Annotated in this window: 23 protein-coding genes; 15 read left to right on the top strand and 8 right to left on the bottom strand. The window is 71.7% G+C overall.

Translation table 11 applies throughout. From position 1 onward, the window contains the following. Positions 1–4 precede the first annotated feature (4 nt). Together AC07AG_RS13405 and AC07AG_RS13410 are read left to right on the top strand one after the other, a co-directional pair. A complete protein-coding gene (locus AC07AG_RS13405) occupies positions 5–1,048 on the top strand; it encodes an ABC transporter ATP-binding protein (protein ID WP_478754772.1) in 1,044 nt (347 codons plus the stop codon). 52 nt (positions 1,049–1,100) lie between these two features. Next, complete coding sequence (locus tag AC07AG_RS13410; RefSeq protein ID WP_478755539.1) at positions 1,101–2,174, top strand: ABC transporter ATP-binding protein; 1,074 nt, start codon at positions 1,101–1,103, stop codon at positions 2,172–2,174. 157 nt (positions 2,175–2,331) lie between these two features. Here AC07AG_RS13410 and AC07AG_RS13415 read toward each other — a convergent pair whose 3' ends face one another. Then, the gene (locus AC07AG_RS13415) at positions 2,332–4,509 is read right to left on the bottom strand and encodes a S9 family peptidase (RefSeq protein ID WP_478754774.1); all 2,178 of its coding nucleotides are present in this window, start codon (positions 4,507–4,509) and stop codon (positions 2,332–2,334) included. Between the two features lie 149 nt (positions 4,510–4,658). On the opposite strand from AC07AG_RS13415, the gene AC07AG_RS13420 reads away from it, so the two are divergent. The 8 genes from AC07AG_RS13420 to AC07AG_RS13455 all read left to right on the top strand — a co-directional run bounded on the left by AC07AG_RS13420 (position 4,659) and on the right by AC07AG_RS13455 (position 12,245). Continuing rightward, entirely contained in the window at positions 4,659–4,853 is a 195-nt protein-coding gene (locus AC07AG_RS13420; protein ID WP_160507048.1) for a hypothetical protein, read from the top strand. A 52-nt stretch (positions 4,854–4,905) separates the two neighbouring features. Next, on the top strand, positions 4,906–5,826 hold the full coding sequence (gene mshB, locus AC07AG_RS13425) for an N-acetyl-1-D-myo-inositol-2-amino-2-deoxy-alpha-D-glucopyranoside deacetylase (protein WP_361050552.1): 921 nt from the start codon (positions 4,906–4,908) through the stop codon (positions 5,824–5,826). Between the two features lie 101 nt (positions 5,827–5,927). Further along, a complete protein-coding gene (locus AC07AG_RS13430) occupies positions 5,928–6,296 on the top strand; it encodes a DUF6113 family protein (RefSeq protein WP_478755541.1) in 369 nt (122 codons plus the stop codon). Positions 6,297–6,438: 142 nt separating this feature from the next. Then, positions 6,439–8,616, top strand: coding sequence for a hypothetical protein (locus tag AC07AG_RS13435; protein ID WP_478754776.1), 2,178 nt, complete (start codon positions 6,439–6,441; stop codon positions 8,614–8,616). Positions 8,617–8,747: 131 nt separating this feature from the next. Beyond that, the gene (locus tag AC07AG_RS13440; RefSeq protein ID WP_478754778.1) at positions 8,748–9,677 is read left to right on the top strand and encodes an ABC transporter ATP-binding protein; all 930 of its coding nucleotides are present in this window, start codon (positions 8,748–8,750) and stop codon (positions 9,675–9,677) included. Next, a complete protein-coding gene (locus AC07AG_RS13445) occupies positions 9,671–10,405 on the top strand; it encodes an ABC transporter permease (RefSeq protein WP_361050543.1) in 735 nt (244 codons plus the stop codon). The genes AC07AG_RS13440 and AC07AG_RS13445 overlap by 7 nt, the downstream gene beginning before the upstream one ends. Further along, positions 10,402–11,619, top strand: coding sequence for a sensor histidine kinase (locus tag AC07AG_RS13450; RefSeq protein ID WP_478754780.1), 1,218 nt, complete (start codon positions 10,402–10,404; stop codon positions 11,617–11,619). The genes AC07AG_RS13445 and AC07AG_RS13450 overlap by 4 nt, the downstream gene beginning before the upstream one ends. Continuing rightward, entirely contained in the window at positions 11,616–12,245 is a 630-nt protein-coding gene (locus tag AC07AG_RS13455; RefSeq protein WP_478754782.1) for a response regulator transcription factor, read from the top strand. The genes AC07AG_RS13450 and AC07AG_RS13455 overlap by 4 nt, the downstream gene beginning before the upstream one ends. Before the next feature lie 18 nt (positions 12,246–12,263). Here AC07AG_RS13455 and AC07AG_RS13460 read toward each other — a convergent pair whose 3' ends face one another. Next, positions 12,264–13,106 (bottom strand): transglutaminase family protein, encoded by an 843-nt coding sequence (locus AC07AG_RS13460; RefSeq protein WP_478754784.1) that lies wholly within the window; start codon positions 13,104–13,106, stop codon positions 12,264–12,266. 70 nt (positions 13,107–13,176) lie between these two features. After that, positions 13,177–13,653, bottom strand: a complete 477-nt coding sequence (locus tag AC07AG_RS13465; RefSeq protein ID WP_478754786.1) for a DUF2000 family protein — start codon at positions 13,651–13,653, stop codon at positions 13,177–13,179. Positions 13,654–13,702: 49 nt separating this feature from the next. Here AC07AG_RS13465 and AC07AG_RS13470 point away from each other — a divergent pair, with 49 nt between their 5' ends. Further along, positions 13,703–14,548, top strand: coding sequence for a helix-turn-helix transcriptional regulator (locus AC07AG_RS13470; protein ID WP_478754788.1), 846 nt, complete (start codon positions 13,703–13,705; stop codon positions 14,546–14,548). Positions 14,549–14,552: 4 nt separating this feature from the next. Here the strand turns inward: AC07AG_RS13470 and AC07AG_RS13475 are convergent, their stop codons facing one another. Further along, a complete protein-coding gene (locus AC07AG_RS13475) occupies positions 14,553–15,389 on the bottom strand; it encodes a transglutaminase family protein (protein WP_478754790.1) in 837 nt (278 codons plus the stop codon). 40 nt (positions 15,390–15,429) lie between these two features. Next, positions 15,430–16,449, bottom strand: a complete 1,020-nt coding sequence (locus tag AC07AG_RS13480; RefSeq protein WP_478754792.1) for a GNAT family N-acetyltransferase — start codon at positions 16,447–16,449, stop codon at positions 15,430–15,432. 143 nt (positions 16,450–16,592) lie between these two features. Between AC07AG_RS13480 and fdxA the strand changes: the two genes are divergently transcribed. Continuing rightward, entirely contained in the window at positions 16,593–16,913 is a 321-nt protein-coding gene (gene fdxA, locus AC07AG_RS13485; RefSeq protein ID WP_030573070.1) for a ferredoxin, read from the top strand. Between the two features lie 93 nt (positions 16,914–17,006). Beyond that, positions 17,007–18,101, top strand: coding sequence for a bifunctional succinyldiaminopimelate transaminase/glutamate-prephenate aminotransferase (locus AC07AG_RS13490; RefSeq protein ID WP_478754794.1), 1,095 nt, complete (start codon positions 17,007–17,009; stop codon positions 18,099–18,101). Between the two features lie 183 nt (positions 18,102–18,284). Here the strand turns inward: AC07AG_RS13490 and AC07AG_RS13495 are convergent, their stop codons facing one another. After that, positions 18,285–18,755, bottom strand: coding sequence for an ATP-binding protein (locus AC07AG_RS13495; protein WP_478754796.1), 471 nt, complete (start codon positions 18,753–18,755; stop codon positions 18,285–18,287). A 303-nt stretch (positions 18,756–19,058) separates the two neighbouring features. Continuing rightward, complete coding sequence (locus tag AC07AG_RS13500) at positions 19,059–19,982, bottom strand: VldE C-terminal domain-containing protein (RefSeq protein ID WP_478754798.1); 924 nt, start codon at positions 19,980–19,982, stop codon at positions 19,059–19,061. A gap of 62 nt (positions 19,983–20,044) precedes the next feature. Here AC07AG_RS13500 and dapE point away from each other — a divergent pair, with 62 nt between their 5' ends. Together dapE and AC07AG_RS13510 are read left to right on the top strand one after the other, a co-directional pair. Further along, entirely contained in the window at positions 20,045–21,136 is a 1,092-nt protein-coding gene (gene dapE, locus AC07AG_RS13505; protein ID WP_478754800.1) for a succinyl-diaminopimelate desuccinylase, read from the top strand. A gap of 88 nt (positions 21,137–21,224) precedes the next feature. After that, complete coding sequence (locus AC07AG_RS13510; RefSeq protein WP_361050516.1) at positions 21,225–21,980, top strand: LOG family protein; 756 nt, start codon at positions 21,225–21,227, stop codon at positions 21,978–21,980. A gap of 60 nt (positions 21,981–22,040) precedes the next feature. On the opposite strand, the gene folP is transcribed toward AC07AG_RS13510, so the two are convergent. Then, positions 22,041–22,901, bottom strand: a complete 861-nt coding sequence (gene folP / locus AC07AG_RS13515) for a dihydropteroate synthase (RefSeq protein WP_478754802.1) — start codon at positions 22,899–22,901, stop codon at positions 22,041–22,043. Position 22,902: the final 1 nt, after the last annotated feature.

Consider the following 22,902-nt stretch of genomic DNA (forward strand, 5'->3'; position numbering starts at 1 on the left):
GCCCATGGCAACCGTGGCATCCGAAGCCGATGCGTCCACCGCGGGGACGTCCAAGCTGCTCGAAGTGCGCGACCTGCATGTGGAGTTCAGGACCAGGGACGGCGTCGCCAAGGCCGTCAACGGCGTCGACTACACCGTCAGCGAGGGCGAGACGCTCGCCGTGCTCGGCGAGTCCGGGTCCGGCAAGTCCGTGACCGCGCAGGCCATCATGGGCATCCTCGACATGCCCCCTGGAAAGATCACCGGCGGCGAGATCCTCTTCAAGGGCCAGGACCTCCTGAAGCTCAAGGCGGAGGAGCGGCGCAAGACGCGCGGCGCCGGTATGGCGATGATCTTCCAGGACGCCCTGTCGTCGCTGAACCCGGTGGTCAGCGTCGGCCAGCAGCTCGGCGAGATGTACGTCGTCCACCAGGGGATGTCCCGCAAGGACGCCAAGGCCAAGGCGGTCGAGCTGATGGACCGGGTGCGCATCCCGGCCGCGAAGGAACGGGTCGGGCAGTATCCGCACCAGTTCAGCGGCGGCATGCGCCAGCGCATCATGATCGCCATGGCGATGGCCCTCGAACCCTCGCTGATCATCGCCGACGAGCCGACCACGGCCCTGGACGTGACCGTCCAGGCCCAGGTGATGGACCTGCTCGCCGAGCTCCAGCGCGAGCTGAACATGGGCCTGATCCTCATCACCCACGACCTGGGCGTCGTGGCGGACGTCGCCGACAACATCGCCGTCATGTACGCGGGCCGCATCGTCGAGAAGGCCCCCGTCCACGAGATCTACAAGGCCCCCGCGCACCCGTACACGCGCGGTCTCCTGGAATCCATCCCGCGCCTGGACCAGAAGGGCCAGGAGCTCTACGCGATCAAGGGCCTGCCGCCCAACCTCATGAACATCCCGCCGGGCTGCGCCTTCAACCCCCGCTGCCCGATGGCACAGGACGTCTGCAGGACCGATGTGCCGCCGCTCGCCGACGTGACGTACGAAGGCCTGGCCGCCGACCGCAAGAGCGCCTGCCACTTCTGGAAGGAGACGCTCCATGCCTCGTGGTGAGCACATCAGCAAGAAGCAGCTGGAGGACGAGGGCGAGACCGCACGGCAGCTGATGCACAAGGCGCAGGCGGAGCACGAGTTCGCCGTGCTCGGCTCGCCGTCGGGCCGTGAGCCGATCCTCCAGGTCCGGGGCCTGGCCAAGCACTACCCGCTCACCCAGGGCATCGTCATCCGCAAGCAGATCGGCGCGGTCAAGGCCGTCGACGGCGTCGACTTCGACCTCGGCCACGGCGAGACGCTCGGCATCGTGGGGGAGTCCGGCTGCGGCAAGTCGACGGTCGCGAAGATGCTGGTCAACCTGGAGCGGCCCACGGCGGGCGAGATCCGCTACAAGGGCGAGGACATCAGCAAGCTGTCCGGGCGCGCGCTGAAGGCCGTGCGCCGCAACATCCAGATGGTGTTCCAGGACCCGTACACCTCGCTCAACCCCCGTATGACGGTGGGCGACATCATCGGGGAGCCGTACGAGATCCATCCGGAGGTCGCGCCGAAGGGCTCGCGCCGGCAGAAGGTGCAGGAGCTGCTCGATGTGGTCGGCCTCAACCCCGAGTACATCAACCGCTACCCGCACCAGTTCTCCGGCGGTCAGCGCCAGCGCATCGGCATCGCGAGGGGGTTGGCGCTGCGCCCCGAGATCATCGTGGCGGACGAACCGGTCTCGGCGCTCGACGTCTCGGTGCAGGCCCAGGTGGTGAACCTCCTGGACCAGCTCCAGAACGACTTCGACCTGAGTTACGTGTTCATTGCACACGACCTGTCGATCGTGCGGCACATCTCGGACCGGGTGGGTGTGATGTACCTGGGCCGGATCGTGGAGATCGGCTCCGACGAGGAGATCTACGAGCATCCGACGCATCCGTACACGCAGGCGCTGCTCTCGGCCGTGCCGGTGCCCGATCCCGAGGCGCGGGAGCACCGGGAGCGGATCATCCTGAGCGGCGACGTGCCCTCGCCCGCGAATCCGCCGTCGGGGTGCCGGTTCCGCACGCGGTGCTGGAAGGCGCAGGAGCGGTGCGCGCTTGAGGTCCCGGCGCTGGCCGTTCCGGCGGAGTTCCGCGACGTCTCGGGCCCCGCCGCCCATGACTCGGCGTGCCACTTCGCGGAGGAGAAGCAGGTCGTGCCGTAGGGGCGGTCCCTGCGGGGTTGGGGAAGAAACATGAGGGCAACCCCACTGACCCCGCACCGCCACACGCAACAGGCAGGCTGACGAACGTACGGCCGTGCGGGTGCCGTAGATCGGCCGGGGTTCGCCATGTCGCCCCGGCCGATCGCCGTGCCAAGGGTTAGCGCATGCCCAACGACCGCTTCAGGAAGTCCACCTGAAGCAGCAGCAGATTCTCCGCCACCTGTTCCTGCGGGGTCATGTGCGTCACCCCGGACAGCGGAAGCACCTCGTGCGGGCGCCCCGCGGCCAGCAGGGCCGAGGAGAGGCGCAGGGCGTGCGCCACCACCACGTTGTCGTCCGCGAGGCCGTGCACGATCATCAGCGGGCGTGACGGGCTCTCCGGGGCCACAAGACCCTCCTCGGTGACGAGGGAGCTCAGTGCGTACGGCGCCGGATCCTCCCCGGGGTTCCCCAGGTACCGCTCCGTGTAGTGCGTGTCGTACAGCTGCCAGTCCGTCACCGGCGCCCCCGCCACCCCCGCGTGGAAGACATCGGGGCGGCGCAGGACCGCGAGCCCCGCGAGGTAACCGCCGTAGGACCAGCCGCGGATGGCGACCCGGTCCAGGTCCAGGGGGTGCGACGCGGCGAGGCCCTGCAACGCGTCCACCTGGTCGTCCAGGGTCAGGGTGAAGTCGCGGCGGATCTCCTTCTCCCAGGCGGGGGAGCGGCCCGGAGTGCCCCGGCCGTCCGCGACGATCACCGCGAAGCCCTGGTCGGCGAACCACTGGGACGTGAGGTACGGATTGTGGGCCGCGAGGACCCGCTGGCCGTGCGGGCCGCCGTACGGATCGAGGAGCACCGGCAGCGGGCCCGAACCCTCCACGTAGTCCGTGGGGAGCAGGACGGCGCACGGGATCTTGCGTGCGCCCCCCTCGGTGAGAGTCACGCGCGGCGTGAGCCCCGGACGCTGCGCGTATGAGGCGACGGTCGCCACCTGCTTGCCGTCGCGCATTACCTGGACGCGGGAGCCCGGCTGGTCAAGGGTGGCCGACACGAGGACCGTGAGGCCGCCCGAGCGGACCGCCGAGTGCACCCCGGGTTCCGCGGAGACGCGCTCCACGCCCAGTTCGTTGACGCGGTAGACGTGGATCTCGCCCGTCTCCGGGGAGGCCGCGGCCGCCCCCGCCGATGCTGAGATCAGGACGTCGTCGTCCGCCACGTCGAGCACCGCCCGCACGTGCAACTGCGGCCCCGTCAGCGGACGTTCGCCCACCGCGAGGACCCGCGCGCCGCCCTCGTCCACGATCCGCACCAGCCTCCCGCTGGGGGACCAGGACGGGGCGCCGGGGAAGAGTTCGAGCCACTGCGGATCCTCTTCCGCGTGCACCATGCGGGTCGAGCCGTCGTCCGGGTCCACCGCCAGGTAGAGCTGGCTGAGCTGGTCCCTGGACTGGACGAGGAGCAGCGGCGCCCCGGCCGACGACCAGTGCACCCGCGCCAGATACGGGTAGCGGGCGCGGTCCCACATCACCTCGGTGCGCGCACCGTCCAGGGTCACGACGAAGAGGCGTACGTCCGCGTTGGCGGTGCCCGCGGCCGGGTACGCGACCCGCGCGGGCTCCGTCTCCGGATGCGCGGGATCGGCGATCCACCAGCGCCGCACCGGGGCGTCGTCGGCGCGTGCGACCAGGAGCCGGTCCGACGCGGGAGACCACCAGAAGCCCCGCGAACGTCCCATCTCCTCGGCCGCGATGAACTCCGCGAGGCCGTACGTCACGGTCTCCTTCTCGACGGAGTCCGGCTCCGGCGCCACAAGCGCCCGGTCGCCCTCGCCGTCGGCGCCCGTCACCCGCAGGGCGCCCCCGGCGACGTACGCGACGTGGCGGCCGTCGGGCGAGGGGCGCGGGTCGATCACCGGTGCGGGGGCGGGCAGTTCACGTGCGGTGCCCGCGCGCAGCTCCGCGGCGAAGAGCCGTCCGGAAAGGGTGAAGGTGGCAAGCTCCACTGCCGCGTCCGTCGCGTAGCCCACGATGCCCGCGCCGCCCTCACGGCTGCGCTCACGGCGGGCGCGCTCCTCGGCGGAGAGCCGCTCGGCCGCGCCCTTCAGGAGGGCCTGCGGATCGGCCGCGACACGCTCGACGGCGCCGTCCTGAAGGTCCAGGACCCAGAGTTGGTTCGCCCGGTCCGTGCCGGACGACGAGCGCAGGAAGGCGACGCGGGATCCGTCGGGCGCCACCGTGAACGCGCGGGGCGCACCGAGAGTGAAACGTTGCGTGCGGGCGTGCAGGCGAGGGAAGGAGAGCCGCTGCGCCTGACTCTCGGCGGGCCCGGCGGTCGCGGGCGTCTCGGTGGTCATTCCCCGAGCCTAGGGGGCATGCGCCCCCTTGTGCTGCCGTGCTCCGAGTCATGCGGACCCACGGATAGTTATGATCCGTAGCGCTTAGTGGGTATGTACCTGCTGGCGTCCGCACTGGTGCAGGGTCTGGGACTTGGAGGTGAGCCGCCGTGGCACTCTCGATTTCGGCGGTGGTGCTACTGGCGATCATTGTCTTCTTGCTGGTCAAGAAGTCAGGGTTGAAGACGGGCCACATGATCGTCTGCGTGCTGCTCGGCTTCTATCTCGCGAGCTCCTCCATCGCACCGACGATCAATGAGCTGACGACGAACGTGGCGGGGATGATCGGCGACATCAAGTTCTGATCCGTGCGCAGCACGTTCTGATCAGCGCGCGGGGTGCTCGTAGGGTGGTCCCATGACGGAACTGCCCGCCCGGCGTCTGCTGCTCGTGCACGCGCACCCCGACGACGAGTCGATCAACAATGGCGCGACGATGGCCAAGTACGTGGCCGACGGCGCCCATGTCACGTTGGTGACCTGCACGCTGGGCGAGGAGGGCGAGGTCATCCCGCCCGAGCTCGCCCATCTCGCGGCCGACCGCGAGGACGCGCTCGGCCCCCAGCGCATCGGCGAGCTGGCCGCCGCGATGAAGGAGCTCGGCGTCACCGACCACCGGTTCCTCGGCGGCACGGGCCGCTACCGCGACTCCGGGATGATGGGCATCGAGCAGAACCACCGTGCGGGCGCCTTCTGGTCCGCCGATCTCGATGCCGCCGCCGCGGACCTCGTCGAGGTGATCCGCGAGGTGCGGCCCCAGGTGCTCGTGACGTACGACCCGGACGGCGGGTACGGCCACCCCGATCACATCCAGGCCCACCGCGTCGCGATGCGTGCCGCGGATCTCGCGGCCGAAGGCGCCTTCCGCGCGGATCTCGGCGAGCCGCACACCATCGGCAAGATCTACTGGAACCGTGCGCCGCGTTCCGTCGTCGAAGAGCGGTTCCGATGGATGGAGGGTGCCCTGCGGCACTCGCCGTTCACGACGCCCGGCGTGGTCGCGGACGTCCCCGGTGTGACGGAGGACGAACGCGTCACGGCGGAGATCGACGGGACGGCCTTCGCGCGGACGAAGGCGGCGGCGATGCGCGCGCACGCCACGCAGATCGAGGTGCAGGGGCCGCTCTTCGTCCTGTCGAACGGGCTCGCGCAGCCGATCTTTGATGTGGAGTACTACGAGTTGGTGCGAGGAGAAGCCGGTGCGGTGGACGGCGAGCGTGAGACGGATCTGTTCGCGGGGCTCGCGGGCGCGGGCCTCGAAGGGGTGACGGCGCTGTGAGTACTCGTTCGCGTGCGGCGTCGGGAACGCCGTCCGGTTCCGGTTCGGGTTCCGGTGCGTCCGCCGCCGCCCCGCCCGTTGGCAGCGCGCTCGCCCAGCCGCTGAATGTCGCTCGTATCGCCTCTTATGGCGTCCTCTTCGTCCTTGGCGCGGTCGTCGGCACGGCCGGCGCGCTCGTCCAAGGGGGCTGGTTCCCGGGCGGGTTGCTCCTCGGGCTCCTCGGGGCCGCGGGGCTCTTCCACGGAGGGGTGCGTGCCATCGGCACCAGAGCGGGGGCGGTGGCGCCGGCGGCGGGCTGGCTCGTCGCCGTCATGCTGCTCACGGCCAGCCGGCCCGAGGGGGACTTCCTCTTCGGCGCGGGCATCGGGTCGTACGCCTTCCTCCTCGGCGGAATGGCGGTCGCTGTGATGTGTGCCACCCTCGGTCAGCGACCGCAACCAGGCGGGCCCGCTGCCCGACTTGGCAAGTGACGTACCACTTCAGCCCGTGCCCCGCACGGGTTTGACGGCGGTCACAGGATGAGTGCCGGCGGCGGCCAGTATGGTGGTGCGCGCCGCCGAGCCGCCCGAGTGAGGTCGAGACGGGCGGCGGAGCCAACCGGGAGAACCTGCCTTGAGTCGTGAAACTGACAGTTCGTCCTCCGGGCCCCAGGGGCGCGGTGGAGCCGCTTACCCCTCGGGGACGCCGCCGTACGGCTCCCCCGCGCAGGGCGCCGCGTCGGACGGCGCCCCGGACGGCGCGCAGCGGCAGGCCGCCGATGAGCGGCCCGACGAGCCCAAGACCGAGACCACGCTGACCACGCGCATCCGGATCAACATCCCCGGGTCGCGGCCGATCCCACCGGTCGTCATGCGCACGCCCATGGCGGAGAGCGACGTGAACGCGCCGCGTCCGCAGGACGCGGGCCGCGCGGCGGACAGGTCCGACGCCGGGGACGGCGCCGGGCGCCCGGGATCCGCGAACGGCGCCGGGGGCCCCGGTTCCGCCGGGATGCCCGCTTCGGGCTCCGCGCCCGAGGGGCCTTCATCCGGCGGACCCGCGTCCCCTTCTGCTTCTGCTTCCGCTCCGGCGGAGGAGAAGACGAGCGACTGGTTCGCGCCGCGCAAGAGCAGCGCGGGCACCGGCGGGAACGGCACGTCCGGATCCGGCGGTTCGGGATCCGGCGGTCCAGGAGCAGGCGGCTCCGGTACGGGCTCCTTCGACGTGTCCGGTGCCGTGGCGGCGGGCCCGCTCGGCACGGGCGCGCCGCAGGGCGGCGACCCCCAGCGCGGGGACCTGCCGTACTTCTCCGGAGGCGCCGCTGGTGACGGCGGCCGCGGTCCTTCGGGCCCGACCGGCGGACCGGTGACCGGCGACGGCCCGATGGCGCCGAACCCCGCCCGCCCGTCCGACCCGGCGAACCAGGCCAACCCCGCGGGCCGCGCGAACCCGATGGCCCCGCCGAACCCGGGCGGTCCCGGCAACCCGGCCAACCCGGGCAATCGCCCCAACCCGGCCAACCCCGCAGCCCGTTCGGGCGCGGGCGCGCCCGCCATGGGCGACGACACCGCCATCCTCACCCCGCAGAAGGCGGGCCCCCTCCCGGGTCCCCCCGGCGGCGGTCCCGGCGGTCCGGTCCACGGCGGCCCCGGCTCCATCCCCGGCGGTCCCAGCGCGCCGTCCCCCGGGACCAATGTCTCGGGCGACACCCTGACCAGCGGCATCCCCGTCGTACCGCCCGCCCAGAACTCGCCGTTCGCCACGGGCCCGCAGCACACCGACGGACCCGTGCCGCACACCCCGCCCAAGCTGCCCGAGCCGGTGCAGCCGAACGTGCCCGTCGCCGCGGCCCCGTCCAAGAAGAAGGGGCGCAACAAGCTCGTCCTCGTGGGTGTCGCCGTGGTCGTGGTGGCCTGCGGGGCCTATGGCGCAGGGCTGTTGATGAACCACGCCGATGTGCCGAAGGGCACCACCGTGCTCGGCGTCGACATCGGCGGCGGCACGCGCGACGAGGCCGTCAAGAAGCTCGACGCGGCCATCGGCAAGGACGTCATCAAGCCCCTGAAGCTGTCGGTCGACGGCGAAGAGGTCACGCTCAAGCCGGAGCAGGCGGGCCTGACCCTGGACAGCCAGGCCACCGTCCGCGAGGCGGCGGGCAGCGACTACAACCCCGTATCGGTGATCGGATCGCTCTTCGGCGGCGAGCGCGTCGCCGAGCCGGTCATGCCCGTGGACGAGGAGAAGCTGGCGGCCGCCCTGGAGCGCGCCGCGGGCGGCTCGGGCTCGGCCAAGGAGGGCGGGGTCAAGTTCGTGCCCGGAAAGGCCGTCCCCGTGTACGGCAAGGCGGGCAACGGCATCGACGTCGCCGCCTCGACGAAGGCCGTCTCCGAGGGGTACAAGAAGCAGGTCGAGACCGGCAGCGCGGGCACGGTCGACGTGCCCGTCACGACCCGCAAGCCGACCGTCGCGAACGCCGAGGTCGACAAGTTCATGACGCGCTTCGCGAAGCCCGCCATGTCCGCCAACGTCACGATCAAGGCGGGCACCGCCTCGATCCCGTTCGGCCCGGCGAAGTCGCTGCCGAAGATCCTTGAGACGAAGGTCGCCGCGAACGGCAGTCTGCAGCCGCACTACAACCTGGTGGAGCTCAAGAAGCTGTACGGCAACGTCTTCGACGGCATCCTGATCCAGCGCGGCAACGGCGACAAGACGCCGGTCCAGCCCACCGACGTGGCGGCCGCGATGAACAAGGCCCTGATCGGCAAGACGCCGGCGGAGCGGGTCGGTGTGATCGAGACCGACGCCAACTGATTTCGGTACGTCCCCGGAGGCCGGGCGGCTCACAGGAGTGACCGCCCGGCCTCCGGCATGACATCTGTCATCCCGTACTCGGCACACACGACACTGCCGCCGTCGACCGCCCTTTGGCGACGATGGATCACATGACGACGACCGCAGCACCGCCCGTCACCGCGGTGAGCTTCGACCAGGTGACCAAGAGCTTCGGGGACGTCCGCGCCGTGGACTCCCTCACACTCGATCTCCACCCCGGCGAGACCGTCGCCCTCCTCGGGCCGAACGGCGCGGGCAAGTCGTCCACGCTCGACCTGCTCCTGGGCCTGCGGCACGCGGACAGCGGCACCGTGCGGGTCTTCGGCACGAGCCCGCGCGAGGCGATCACCGCGGGCCGGGTCGGCGCGATGCTGCAGAGCGGCGGCCTGATGGGGGAGGTCACCGTCCGCGAGCTGGTGCGGCTCGCCTGCGATCTGCACCCCAGGCCGTACCGCGCGGACGACGTGCTGGCCGCGGCGGGCCTCACCCAGCTCGCGGGCCGCAAGGTCGACAAGCTCTCCGGCGGGCAGGAACAGCGTGTCCGCTTCGCACTCGCGACCGCCGGGGCGAACGACCTGATCGTCCTGGACGAGCCGACCACCGGCATGGACGTCACCGTGCGCCAGGCCTTCTGGGCCACCATGCGCGAGCAGGCCGACCAGGGGCGCACGGTCCTGTTCGCCACGCACTACCTGGAGGAGGCCGACGCGATCGCGGACCGGGTCCTGGTCCTGCACCGCGGCCGTCTCCTCGCGGACGGCACGGCCGCCGAGATCAAGGCGAAGGCGGGGGCGCGGAGGGTCGCCTTCGACCTCACCGAGCTGGACGCCGGGCTCGCCGAGAAGCTCCGCGCGCTGCCGTTCCTCACCGCCGTGGACGTGTCGGGCCACACCGTACGGCTCCAGTCGACGGACGCCGACGCCACCGTCCACGCGCTGTACGGGCTCGGTCTTTACCCCCGCAACCTTGAGGTCGCGGGCCTTGGCCTCGAACAGGCCTTCGTGGCGATCACCGAGGCCGAGGAGGCCAGGACATGCTGATCAAGCTGGAAATCATCCGCTCCCTGCGGAACAAGAAGTTCCTGTTCTTCTCGGTGATCTATCCGTCGATGCTCTTCCTGATCATCGCGGGCGGCCAGAACAGCACGGACATGGTCGGCGACACGGGGCTCGCGCTCCCCGCCTTCTTCATGGTGTCGATGGCGTCGTTCGGCGCCCTCACCGCCGTCCTCATGGGCAACAGCGAGCGCATCGCCAAGGAGCGCGAGAGCGGCTGGGTACGCCAGCTGCGCCTGACGAGCCTGCCGGGCCGCGGCTATGTGATCGCCAAGACGGCGAGCGCCGCCGTGGTCAGCCTGCCCTCGATCGTCGTGGTGTTCGTGGTCGCGGCGGCCGTCAAGGACGTACGCCTCGAAGCCTGGCAGTGGCTGGCGCTGACCGCCGCCATCTGGGCGGGCAGCCTCTGTTTCGCCGCGCTCGGTGTGGCCATCGGTTACCTCGCGACCGGCGACGCCGTCCGGCCGATCACGATGATCGTGTACTTCGGGCTCTCCGTGCTCGGCGGCCTGTGGATGCCCACGGCCACCTTCCCGCAGTGGCTGAGCGACATCGCGACCTGGCTGCCGACCCATGCGTACGCTGCCCTCGGACAGGCCATCGAACTGGGCGACGCCCCGCACGCGAAGGACATCGCGCTCCTCGTCGGGTACTTCGTCCTCTTCGCGGGCGGCGCGGCATGGCTGTACCGGAAGGACACATCGAAGGCGTGAACGACACCGACTGCCCCGAGCCCGGCCACCCCCTGAAGAGCTTCGGCCGTCCGGTGGCGGACCGCCGCCAGCTGTGGACGAAGGCGCTGTGGATCGGCATCTGGCTGGTCTTCCTCGCCAGTCCGGTGGAGGACCTGGTGGGAGGCGAGCACGGCGGCACGGCCACCGTGCTGGGCAGCCTCGGTCTGACCGCCTTCGTGATCTGCTATCTGACCCTGGTCTTCCGCTACACCTCCAGGGTGTTCGAATGGCGCGTGGTGCACGTGTCGTTCGGGGCGCTGCTCGCGCTGGCCATGATCCTGTCGTTCGCCTTCGGCACGGCCTGGCTCGGGCTCTTCGTCTACGTCGCGGTGTCCGCCGGGGCCGTGCTGCCGCTGCGGCACGCGGCGTGGGCCATCCCGGCCGTCACCGGCGTGATGGTCCTGATCGGCCTGCGCACCGACAGCGTCGCGGACCTGCTCGGCAGCCTCGCCGTGCTGACCGTCCTGGTCGGCTTCGCGATGACCGGGGTGCGCGAGCTGGTCCGTACGACGATCCAGCTGCGCCAGGCACGGGCCACCGTCGCCCAACTGGCCGCCAACGAGGAGCGGCTGCGGCTCGCCCGCGATCTGCACGACCTCCTCGGCCACTCGCTCTCCCTGATCACGCTGAAGAGCGAGCTCGCCGGGCGGATGCTCCCGGACCACCCCGACAAGGCCGCGCAGCAGGTGGCGGACATCGAGCAGGTCAGCCGCCAGGCCCTGGTGGACGTGCGCGAGGCGGTCTCCGGTTACCGCAGGCGCACGCTCGCCGACGAGCTCGCGGGCGCCCGCACGGCGCTCACCGCCGCCGGTGTCGAGGCCGACGTACCGCTGGAGGCGCCCGCCGTGCTGCCCGCGGAGGAGGGGGAGACGGCGCTGGCCTGGGCGCTGCGCGAGGCGGTGACGAACGTCGTGCGGCACAGCGGCGCGCGCCGCTGCACGGTGGCGTTCACTTCCCGGCACACCCTGGACGGCCCGGTCGTCGAGCTGTCGGTGGAGGACGACGGCAGGGGCGGTTCGGCCGCCGCCCAGGGCAACGGCCTGACGGGCCTGACCGAGCGCGTGGAGGCGGTCGGCGGTGTCCTGGACGTGGGGCCCGGCGACCGCAGGGGCTTCAGGCTCACGGCCAGGGTGCCGCTGGACCGGGGCGAGGCACCGGCGTCCGACGACTCCGCCCTAGGATCTTCGGCATGAGTACGAACAGTGCGGGCAGCCCCGTCAGGGTGCTCCTCGCCGAGGACCAGTCGATGGTCCGTGAGGCGCTCGCCGCGCTGCTCGGCCTTGAGCCGGACATCGAGGTGGTCGCCCAGGTGGCCCGCGGCGACGAGGTCCTCGCGGCGGCGCGCGAGCACGCGGTGGACGTGGCGCTGCTCGACATCGAGATGCCGGGCAGCACGGGCATCGAGGCCGCGGCCGAACTCCGCGCCGAGCTGCCGGAGTTGAAGATCGTGGTGCTCACCACCTTCGGCCGCCCCGGCTATCTGCGCAGCGCCATGGAGGCAGGCGCCGACGCGTTCCTGGTCAAGGACGCGCCCGCGGCCCAGCTCGCCGAAGCGGTCCGCAAGGTCCTCGCGGGGGAGCGGGTCATCGACCCCACGCTCGCGGCGGCGGCACTCGCGGGCGGCGCGAACCCGCTGACCGACCGCGAGCGCGAGGTCCTGCGCGCGGCGGCCGACGGCGCCACCAACGCCGAGCTGGCCACGGCCCTGCACCTCTCGGCGGGCACGGTCCGCAACTACCTCTCGACGGCGATCCAGAAGCTGGCCGTGCGCAACCGCGCCGAGGCGGTGAAGGTCGCCAGGGACAAGGGCTGGCTCTGAAATGCTCCTCGCAGGGCCTCAGTTCAGCATCGCCCGCGCCCCGTGCGCCTCCTGGCGCAGCCGGACCGCCGCCGCCTCGTCGGATGCGGCAAGGGCGTCGGCGTACGTCTCGATCTCCAGGGCGCCGGTCAGGAAGTCACCGCGCTGGACGAGGAGTTGGGCCCGGTCGTAGTGCAGCCGGTCGGAGTGCGCGGGCAGCAGCAGGGAGAGTTCGACGGCCCAGAGCGCGACGTCCGAGCGCTCGGGGCGGGCCGCGGCCCACGCGCGGATGTTGTTGAGGACGCGCAGCACGATGTCGAGGGGCCCCGCGGGACTCAGCATCGACGGCGCGAGCGGTGCGCCCGTGGCCCCCGCCACCATCAACTCCGCGTCCGTGCGGGACAGTACGTCGCCTCCCGCGAAGGGGTTGGCGAGCACCTGCTCGTCGCGGGTGCCGAAGCCGACCACGAAGTGACCGGGCAGCGCGACGCCGTGGACGGGGGCGCCCGCGCGGCGTGCCACCTCGATCCACACCACCGAGAGCAGGATGGGCAGGCCTCTGCGCCGCCGCAGGACTTCGTGAAGCAGCACCGACTGGAGGCGCTGGTAGTCGCCGGGCCTGCCCTTGAACCCGTAGCGCCGGCCGAGCAGTTCGGCCAGCGCGAGCGCCCAGGACCGGGGGTCGCCTGCCGCGTCGGGCAGCCGCTCGGCCAGCTGGTCGGCCAGGCGGTCCAGGATGCGCCGCGCCGCGCGCATGCCCGCTTCGTCGAGATCCGGGTCCGCCTCCGCGCCGATCAGCAGGCACAGCTGCGCGAGATCGGGCCGCGCGGACCGTGCCTGATCGGCGAAGAGACGTCGCCGCTCGGGGGATAGGGGGTGCATAGGTGCTTCGTGCCCTGCCGGGCCGATCGATAGCGCTCCGATCTCACTCCGTGCTGCCGCCCCCCGGCGGTCAGGGATGCATCCGGGCCCCTTTGAGGATCTTGTCGACGGCGTTGCGCGGACCGTGGACGGCGATCCCCACCAGGTCGAGCTGACCGGCCGGCACGGCCCGCACCGCCGCCCGGTTGTCCCGGTCGTTGCCGGTGGCGAACAGGTCCGAGGTGAACACCGCCCGCGGCAGCGAACGGGACAGCACGCGGCCGTGCGCGGCGGTCAGAGTCTCCTTCGACCCCTCGAAGACCAGGACGGGCTGGCGGAACATCGGCAGGTAGGGGGTGCCGTCGGCGTCCTCGTACGGCTCGCCGATCACCTCGGGAGCCGCCGTGCCGAGCCCGCTGACCAGGAACGCCGTCACATTGAGGCGCTGCCAGGGCTCCAGGTCGTCACGGAGCAGGACGGCGATCTTCGTGTCGAAGCGGATGGGCGCCTCGCCCGTGACCCCGGCGGATTCGGTCTCGGCGATGTCTGTCTCAGCGGTGGTTCTCATGCATCGAGACTGCCGAGTGGCCCGGCGCCGCGTCTTGTACGTTTCTTGCATGGTGGCCCGGCAGGAGATCTCCGCATGGCGCCCGCCGGTCGCGGGTGTCGTGGAGGTCTTCCACGCCCACTTCACCGAGCACGCGTATCCGATGCACGTCCACGACGCGTGGACCCTGCTGATCGTGGACGACGGAGCCGTCCGCTACGACCTGGACCGCCATGAGCACGGCACCCCGGGCGACACCGTCTCGCTGCTCCCGCCGCAGGTCCCGCACAACGGCTCGCCCGCCACCCCCGACGGCTTCCGCAAGCGCGTGCTCTACCTGGACATGACGCAGCTGGACGCGAGCTTCATCGGCCCGGCGGTGGACGGCCCCGACCTGGTCGACCCCGTCCTGCGCAGGCGCGTGGGCCAGCTGCACGCGGCTCTCGCGCACCGGGGCGACGAGCTGGAGGCCGAGAGCCGCCTGGCGCTGATCGGCGAGCGGCTGCGCGGACACCTGCGCCCCAGGGCCGCCACAGGCCCGCTGGGCGGCGCGGGCGGCGGCGTCGCCCAGAACCTCCGTGACCTCCTCGACGAGCGGCTCCTGGACGGCGGCGTGACCCTGGACGAGGCCGCGCGCCTGGTCCACGCCCACCCCAGCCATCTCGTACGCGCCTTCAGCGGGGCCTTCGGCATCGCGCCGCACCAGTACGTGATGTCCCGCCGCGTCGACCACGCCCGCCGGCTGCTCCTGGCGGGCCTGCGGCCGGGCGAGGTGGCGGCCGCCGCCGGTTTCTACGACCAGTCGCACCTCACCCGGCACTTCAAGCGGGTGGTGGGCATCGCTCCGGGGCGTTACGCCCGCACGGGAGCGGCCACCGGGGCTTCCCCTGAGGCCGTCCCGGGAGCCGCCGAGTGAGCCGTCAGTTGAGCATGGCGCGCGCGGCCCGAGCCTGGTCCCGCACCCGGTCCGCGGTGGTCGGCTCCACCGTCGTCACCACGTCGGCGTAGGTCTCCAGCTCCGCCGCCCCCGCGAGGAAGTCACCGCGCTGGACCAGGAGTTGGGCCCGTTCGTAGCGCAGGCGCGCCGGGTGCGCGGGCAGCAGCAGGGAGAGCTCGACGGCCCAGAGCGCGACGTCCGAGCGCTCGGGGCGGGCCGCGGCCCACGCGCGGATGTTGTTGAGGATGCGCAGCACGATGTTCAGCGGATCGGCGGGCGTCAGCATCGAGGGAGACACCGTGCCGCCCGATGACCCGGCCACCAGCAGCTCCGCGTCCTCGTCCGTGAGCAGCCGCCCGCCGGTGAACGGGTCGGTCAGGACCCGCTCGTCACGGGCGCCGAAGCCGACGATGAAGTGACCGGGCAGCGCGACGCCGTAGACGGGTGCGCCCGCGCGGCGCGCCACCTCGATCCACACCACCGAGAGCAGGATCGGAAGGCCCCGGCGGCGCTGCAGCACCTCGTGGAGGAGGGAGGACTCCAGGCGCTGGTACTCGGCGGGCGTCCCCATGAACCCGCAGCGCGCGCCCAGGAGTTCGGCGAGCGCGGCGGCCCACTCGCGCGCCCCGCCGGGGCGGTAGGGCAGCAGTCCCGCGAGCCGGTCGAGCTCGATCTGCGCGGCGTCGATGCCGTCGTCGTCGAGTTCGGGGTCTGCCTCCGCGCTCACCAGGAGGCACAGCAGGGACAGGTCGGGCCGCTCGGACCTGGCCTCCTCAGCGAACCGCCGCCGGGACGCGGCCGTCCTTGACTCCTCGTGCATGCGTGCCTCGTGCCTTACTTACCGAGCCGGCCGGTAGAAGCTACCGAGCCGACGGGTATCGATAGTGGTGGTAAGTGTGGTGCGCGGCGAAGCCAAGACCGCCGTACAGCTTCCTCGCACCCTCGTTGTCGTCCTCGACCTGCAGCCAGGCCGCCGAAGCGCCTTCCGCGAGCGCCTGCCGGGACAGCGCGGCCATCACCGCGGTGGCCAGCCCCTGCCTGCGGTGTGCCGGATCCACCTCGACCGCCATGAATCCCGCCCAGCGCCCGTCCACGACGCAGCGCCCGATCGCCGCGGGCCCCGCGTCGAAAGAGGCCCCGGGCACGGAAGCGAACCACACGGAGGGGCCGCCCGCCAGCACCTTGAGCACATGAGGTCCCGGCACCCCGAAACGCTTGTACCGCCGCAGCCACGCCTCGTCGAAAGAGCGTGAGAGGTGCACGCTTTCCAGGGTCGCGTCGGGCAGGTCGGGATCGCCGAGCGGAGCGAGCGCGCCGACGTGGAGTTCCGCGCTCACCTCGCGCTCCCAGCCCCGCTCCGCCAGCTCCGCGCAGAGCAGCTCCTGAGTGTTGTCGGCCCCGGTCGCGGTCTGTATGTAGGCGGGCAGCTCCCGCTGCTCGTACCAGTGACGTACGTACGTCAGGGCCTCGTCCAGCGGCCTTCCCGGATCTCCCAGCGGCAGCACCGAGTTGGCCCGCCGGGTGAATCCGCCCGCCGCCCGCAGCTCCCACTCGCCGAGTGCCTCGCTCTCCACGGGCTGCCAGGCGCGTGCGGAGACCCGGGCCAGCTCGGGGTAGGACGCCGCGGGGCCGCGCCTGCGGGCCGGGGCGGAGGGGACGACCTTGCCCGCCACCAGAGAGCTCTCCACCATGCGGACACGCTCACCGTCGCGACGTGTGATCAGTACCACACCGTCGTTCCACGATGTGAGAACACCCACCGTGTCAGTGAACTTACCGCCCGTCCTCGACCCGTCGTTGAGGCGCCGGACCGACACCCGTTTGCCCACGTCAGCAGGGGTAATTCGGACCTCGAGCCGTCCGCCCGCAGTGAATTCCACAGCTCTGTACGCCCCTCCTGTTCGGATCATGCCCAGGAACGGAGATACTAGAGGCGGGCATCGACGACGCCGCGCTCCCGCGCGCCAGGCGAGCGGAGCCTGAAGACGGCCCGCCAACGCCCGTATCGAGGAGGAACGACAGCGTGACCTACGTCATCGCGCAGCCTTGTGTCGACGTCAAGGACAAGGCGTGCATCGAGGAGTGCCCGGTCGACTGCATTTACGAGGGCTCCCGGTCCTTGTACATCCACCCGGACGAATGCGTCGACTGTGGAGCCTGCGAACCGGTCTGCCCGGTCGAGGCGATCTTCTACGAGGACGACACTCCGGAAGAGTGGAAGGACTACTACAAGGCGAACGTCGAGTTCTTCGACGAGCTCGGATCGCCCGGTGGTGCCAGCAAGCTCGGCCTGATCGAGCGCGACCACGCCTTCATCGCCGCATTGCCGCCGCAGAACCAGTAACGGCAGCTTGAAGCGCCGCCCCGGTCCCGTACGGCTCACATCGCTGTACGGGACCGAGGCATTTGTCCACACACGCAGTACGGGAGTCAGTTCGTGTCCGCAGTCTCTGACCGCCTTCCCACCTTCCCCTGGGACAAGCTCGAGCCGTACAAGGCCACGGCGGCCGCCCACCCCGGTGGCATCGTCGACCTGTCGGTGGGCACTCCGGTCGACCCGGTGCCCGAGCTGATCCAGAAAGCGCTGATCGCGGCGGCGGACTCGCCGGGCTATCCGACGGTCTGGGGCACGCCGGAGCTGCGCGACGCGATCACCGGCTGGTGCGAGCGCCGTCTGGGCGCACGCGAGGTCACGCACCGGAACGTGCTGCCGATCGTGGGCTCCAAGGAGCTGGTGGCTTGGCTCCCGACACAGCTGGGCCTGGGTCCGGGCGACGTCGTCGCCTACCCGCGCCTCGCGTACCCGACGTACGAGGTGGGCGCCCGCCTGGCCCGCGCGGAGTACGTCGCGTACGACGACCCGACGGACCTGGATCCTGCGGGCCTCAAGCTGCTCTGGCTCAACTCGCCCTCGAACCCCACCGGTCGCGTCCTGTCCAAGGAAGAGCTGACCCGCACCGTCGCCTGGGCGCGCGAGCACGGGGTGCTCCTCGTCAGCGACGAGTGCTATCTGGAGCTCGGCTGGGAGGCGGAGCCGGTCTCGGTCCTGCACCCGGACGTGTGCGGCGGTTCGTACGAGGGGATCGTCGCCGTCCACTCCCTCTCCAAGCGGTCGAACCTCGCGGGCTACCGCGCCGCGTTCGTCGCCGGTGACGCGGGCGTCCTGGGCGACCTGCTGCAGATCCGCAAGCACGGCGGCATGATGACGTCCGCGCCGACGCAGGCGGCGGTCGTCGCGGCGCTCGGCGACGACCAGCACGTCCACGAACAGCGCGAGCGGTACGCGGCCCGCCGCACGGCCCTGCGCGAGGCCCTGCTCAAGCACGGCTTCCGCATCGAGCACAGCGAGGCGAGCCTCTACCTCTGGGCGACCCGGGACGAGTCCTGCTGGGACACGGTCGGGCACCTCGCGCGGCTCGGCATCCTCGTGGCGCCCGGCGACTTCTACGGCCCGGCGGGCGACCGCTTCGTGCGCGTGGCGCTGACCGCGACGGACGAGCGCGTGGCGGCGGCGGTCGAGCGACTCGCCTGAGCCGCTGTGGCCCCTGAGGCCGCTGACCGCAGCCGGCGCGGCGCCCACGCCCTGCATCGTGAGCATCCCGGAGGCGTACAGGCCGAGGGGCGGGCGCAGGCGGACGGGTGAGGCCGGTGGCGGCCGCACGCGACGAGGGCCCGGAGCCAGTGGCTCCGGGCCCTCCTCTCAGGTGCGCGACGGTCAGCCGAGCGGGCTCTTGACCGGCAGCTGGTCGGTGGGCAGTCCGCCCTTGGTGACCGCGTCGGTGGGCAGGCCGCCCTTCGTGACCGCGTCGGTCGGCAGGCCGTCCTTGGTGGCGGTGCCCGCGGCGTCGCCGACCACGTCACCGGCGTTGCCCGCGAGGTCGCCCGCGGCCTTCTGCGCCACGGGGGTCGTGGTCTTGGCGCCCGAGCCGACGACCTTGCCCGCGGTCGGGACGCCCTTCTTCACGGCCTTGCTGCCGGTCTCACCCGCGAGACCGGTGGCGTTCTGAGCGGCGCCGTCGACGGTGTTGCCCAGACCGGCACCGTCCAGGGCGGTCACACCGCCGAGGTCGGGGGTGGCGGGGAGCTCGGCGGCGCTTGCGGAGCCGGCCGCACCGACCACGGGAGCCGCCCCCGCTGCGATGAGCAGCGCGGCGCGGGCGATCCGGCGGGTCAGGGGGAGGGACATGATGCTCCTTCAGACGGGAGAGAACGTTGGGGTGTCCGGCCGGATGGGGCCCGGCGCTCGGACGCAGTGACTACCGCTCGAAGCCCTCGAAGGTTGCGGTGGGCCAACGTAAAGAGTTGGCAATGCATCGCATAATCGGCTGTGGATAAAAACGGGCAAAGGGATCAGTTCACGCGGGCCCGCTGAATCGTCAAAGCCCAGTGTTCACAAGGGGTTTGGCGCGTGCGGGGGTGAGTGCGCGAAAGTCTGGGCGGCACGTCGCCCGTGAGTGATCAACGTGCCCCGATCGGGTGACCTGCCGTACTACTGCCCAAGGACGATTCGGACCGAGGTCGCGTCGGGCCCGGTGCCGGAGCCCTGCCCGTCCTCACCCGCCTTGCCCGGCTTGCGCCATTCCTTCCCGGAGTCCGTGGCGCTCCACTCCCGGCCGCCGTACGCGACGCGGTCGATGCCGAGCACGGACGCCTGGGCCACCGCCCAGTGTGCGAGCTCCCAGCCCCGCTGCCCGGCGCCGCTCCCGGCGCTTCCCGTGGTGGCGCTCACCGGCACGGTGACCGTGCCGCCGCGGGCGCTCTCCGGTGCCACATCGCGGCCGAAGTCCCGGACCAGGGCGGCCCGCACCTTCGCCGGGTCACCGGGCTCGGCGTCCGTGCGGCCCTCGCAGGTGAGGGTGGCGGGGGCGCGGCCGGTCAGCGCGGCGGCCAGCAGGGCGGCGTCCGGCTCGTGCTTCGCGTACGCCTGGGGATAGCCGCTGCGCTGCACGCGCTGCGCGGCGACGGTCAGGGGGAGGCGTGAATAGCCCGGGACGTCGTTCAGATGGGCGTAGAAACGCGCCGCCGAGTACGCGGGGTCCATGATCTGTTTCTCGTTGCCCCAGCCCTGTGAGGGCCGCTGCTGGAAGAGGCCCAGCGAGTCGCGGTCGCCATGGCTGATGTTGCGCAGACCCGACTCCTGCAGGGCCGTCGCCAGGGCGATCGTGATCGCGCGCTCCGGCATGCCGCGGGAGGTGCCCACGGCGGCGACCGTCGCCGCGTTCTCGGCCTGCTCGGCGCCGAATTCGTACGACGCGCCGTCGCCGTTGCCCGAGACGACCCGGCAGCGTGGGTCGGCCTTGCCCCCGAAGACGTACTGCACGACCACATAGCCCACGAGGGCGAGCAGGACCGCGACGGCGGCCCCGATACGGAGGAGGCGGCCGCGCCGGACGAGGGTGGGGGGCTCAGGCACGCGACCAAGGTACTGGAGGCCACTGACAGGGCCGTGCGCCGAGGGGCGTTAGGGTCGAAGCCATGGCCCAGACCTCACACGACACGTCGCTCGACCTCACGCTCGACGCTGCCGCGCTCACCGCCCGGCTGGTCGATTTCCCGTCGCCGAGCGGCGAGGAGAAAGCACTCGCGGACGCCATCGAGACGGCCCTGCGACGCCTGCCGCACCTCACGGTGGACCGGCACGGCAACAACGTGGTGGCGCGCACGAACCTGGGCCGGGCCGAGCGCGTGATCCTCGCCGGGCACATCGACACGGTCCCGATCGCGGACAACGTGCCGTCCCGCCTCGACGAGGACGGCGTCCTGTGGGGCTGCGGCACCTGCGACATGAAGTCCGGCGTCGCGATCCAGCTGCGCATCGCGCAGACCGTGACCGAGCCGAACCGAGACCTCACCTTCGTCTTCTACGACAACGAAGAGGTCGCCGCCCACCTGAACGGCCTCGGCCATGTCGCCGAGGCCCACCCCGACTGGCTCGCGGGTGACTTCGCGATCCTCCTGGAGCCGACGGACAACCAGGTCGAGGGCGGCTGCCAGGGCACGCTGCGGGTCTTCCTGAAGACGAAGGGCACGCGCGCGCACTCCGCGCGCGCGTGGATGGGCTCGAACGCCATCCACAAGGCCGCGCCGATCCTGGCGAAGCTCGCCGCGTACGAGCCGCGCAAGCCGGTCGTCGACGGCCTCCAGTACCACGAGGGCCTCAACGCCGTACGCGTCGAGGGCGGCGTCGCCACGAACGTCATCCCCGACGAGTGCACCGTCGTCGTGAACTTCCGCTACGCACCCGACCGCTCCGAGGACGAGGCGCTCGCCTTCGTGCGCGACTACTTCGCCGACTGCGAGATCGACGAGTTCGTCGTCGACGACCACACGGGCGGGGCGCGCCCCGGTCTGAACCACCCGGCCGCCGCGGCCTTCATGGCGGCGGTCGGCGGCGAGGCGAAGCCCAAGTTCGGCTGGACCGACGTCTCCCGCTTCAGCGCGCTCGGCGTGCCCGCCGTGAACTACAGCCCGGGGAACCCGCTGCTCGCTCACAAGATCGACGAGCGCGTGAAGGTGTCGCTGATCCCGGAGGCCGAGAAGCGGCTGAGTGACTGGCTGACATCCTGAGTTCCCGCAAGGATGCCTCGTCCGTAACGCCCGTAGACCTACGCTGAAGTGGCACGTCGAGCAAGACCGTCAGCGGAAGGGGACGTTCATGGGTAGTCCAGAAGGACAGGGCCCGCCGGAGGAGCAGCACTTGGGGCCTGTGGTGCGGCGGCGTGAGCAGATCACCCCCGGCACCACCGACCAGCGGCTCCTCGACACCGACGCCGAGGGCGAGTCGGAGTGGGTGCACACCGACCCCTGGCGGGTCATGCGCATCCAGTCGGAGTTCGTGGAAGGCTTCGGCGCGCTCGCCGAACTCCCCAGCGCCATCAGTGTCTTCGGATCGGCGCGCACCCCGGTCGGCTCGCCCGAGTACGAGGCGGGCATCCGCATCGGCAAGGCGCTGGTCGACGCGGGCTTCGCCGTGATCACCGGGGGCGGCCCCGGTGCCATGGAGGCGGCCAACAAGGGAGCGCGCGAGGCCAAGGGCGTCTCCGTCGGCCTCGGCATCGAGCTGCCCTTCGAGCAGGGCCTCAACGAACACGTCGACATCGGTGTGAACTTCCGCTACTTCTTCGTGCGGAAGACCATGTTCGTGAAGTACGCCCAGGGCTTCGTGGTCCTGCCCGGCGGCCTCGGCACCCTGGACGAGCTCTTCGAGGCCCTGACCCTCGTCCAGACCCGCAAGGTCACCCGCTTCCCGATCGTCCTCTTCGGCTCGGCGTACTGGGGCGGGCTCGTCGACTGGCTGCGCGACACGGTGGTGGCGGGCGGCAAGGCGTCGGAGCACGACCTGCACCTCTTCCACATCACGGACGACGTGGACGAGGCGGTCACGCTGGTGACCAAGGAAGTCGGCCGCTAGGCCCCGCGGCGCCCCGCCGGGCCGGCCGCCTCGCTGCCCGCCCGGCGGTCGCTTCCGCTGCTACGCCAGACCCCTCCGGGCGATGGCCGGGTCCCGGTGCCCGGCGATGGTCGCGACCATGTCGAGCACCTGCCGCGTCTCCGCGACCTCGTGCACCCGGTACACCTGCGCCCCCAGCCACGCCGACACCGCGGTGGTGGCAAGGGTCCCCACCACGCGCTCCTTGACCGGCTTGTCGAGCGTCTCCCCGACGAAGTCCTTGTTGGACAGGGACACCAGGACGGGCCACCCGGTCTCCACCATCTCCCCGAGCCGCCGCGTCGCCTCCAGGGAGTGCCGCGTGTTCTTCCCGAAGTCGTGCCCGGGATCGATCATCACGGACTCGCGCGGCACCCCGAGCGCGACCGCGCGCTCGGCGAGGCCGAGCGTGACCGAGAGGATGTCGGCCATGACGTCCTCGTACGTCACCCGATGGGGGCGGGTACGCGGCTCGGCGCCCCCCGCGTGCGTGCACACCAGGCCCACGCCATGGCGCGCGGCCACCTCCGCGAGCCGGGGATCCACCCCGCCCCACGCGTCGTTCAGGAGGTCGGCCCCCGCCTCGCAGACCGCCTCGCCGACGTCGTGCCGCCACGTGTCCACGCTGATGACGACATCGGGGAAACGCCTGCGCACCTCGGCGACGAAGCCGACCGTCCGCCGCGCCTCCTCGTCCGCCGTGACTTCCTCACCCGGACCGGCCTTGACCCCGCCGATGTCGATGATGGCGGCGCCCTCCGACACCGCCTGCTCCACGCGGGCGAGCGCGGGTTCGTCGCGGAACGTGGCGCCCTGGTCGTAGAAGGAGTCAGGGGTCCGGTTCACGATCGCCATGATCACCGGCTCGTGCGCGTCGAATTCACGCCTGCCAAGCCTGAGCATC

The sequence above is a fragment of the Streptomyces sp. NPDC044044 genome (assembly GCF_056434405.1).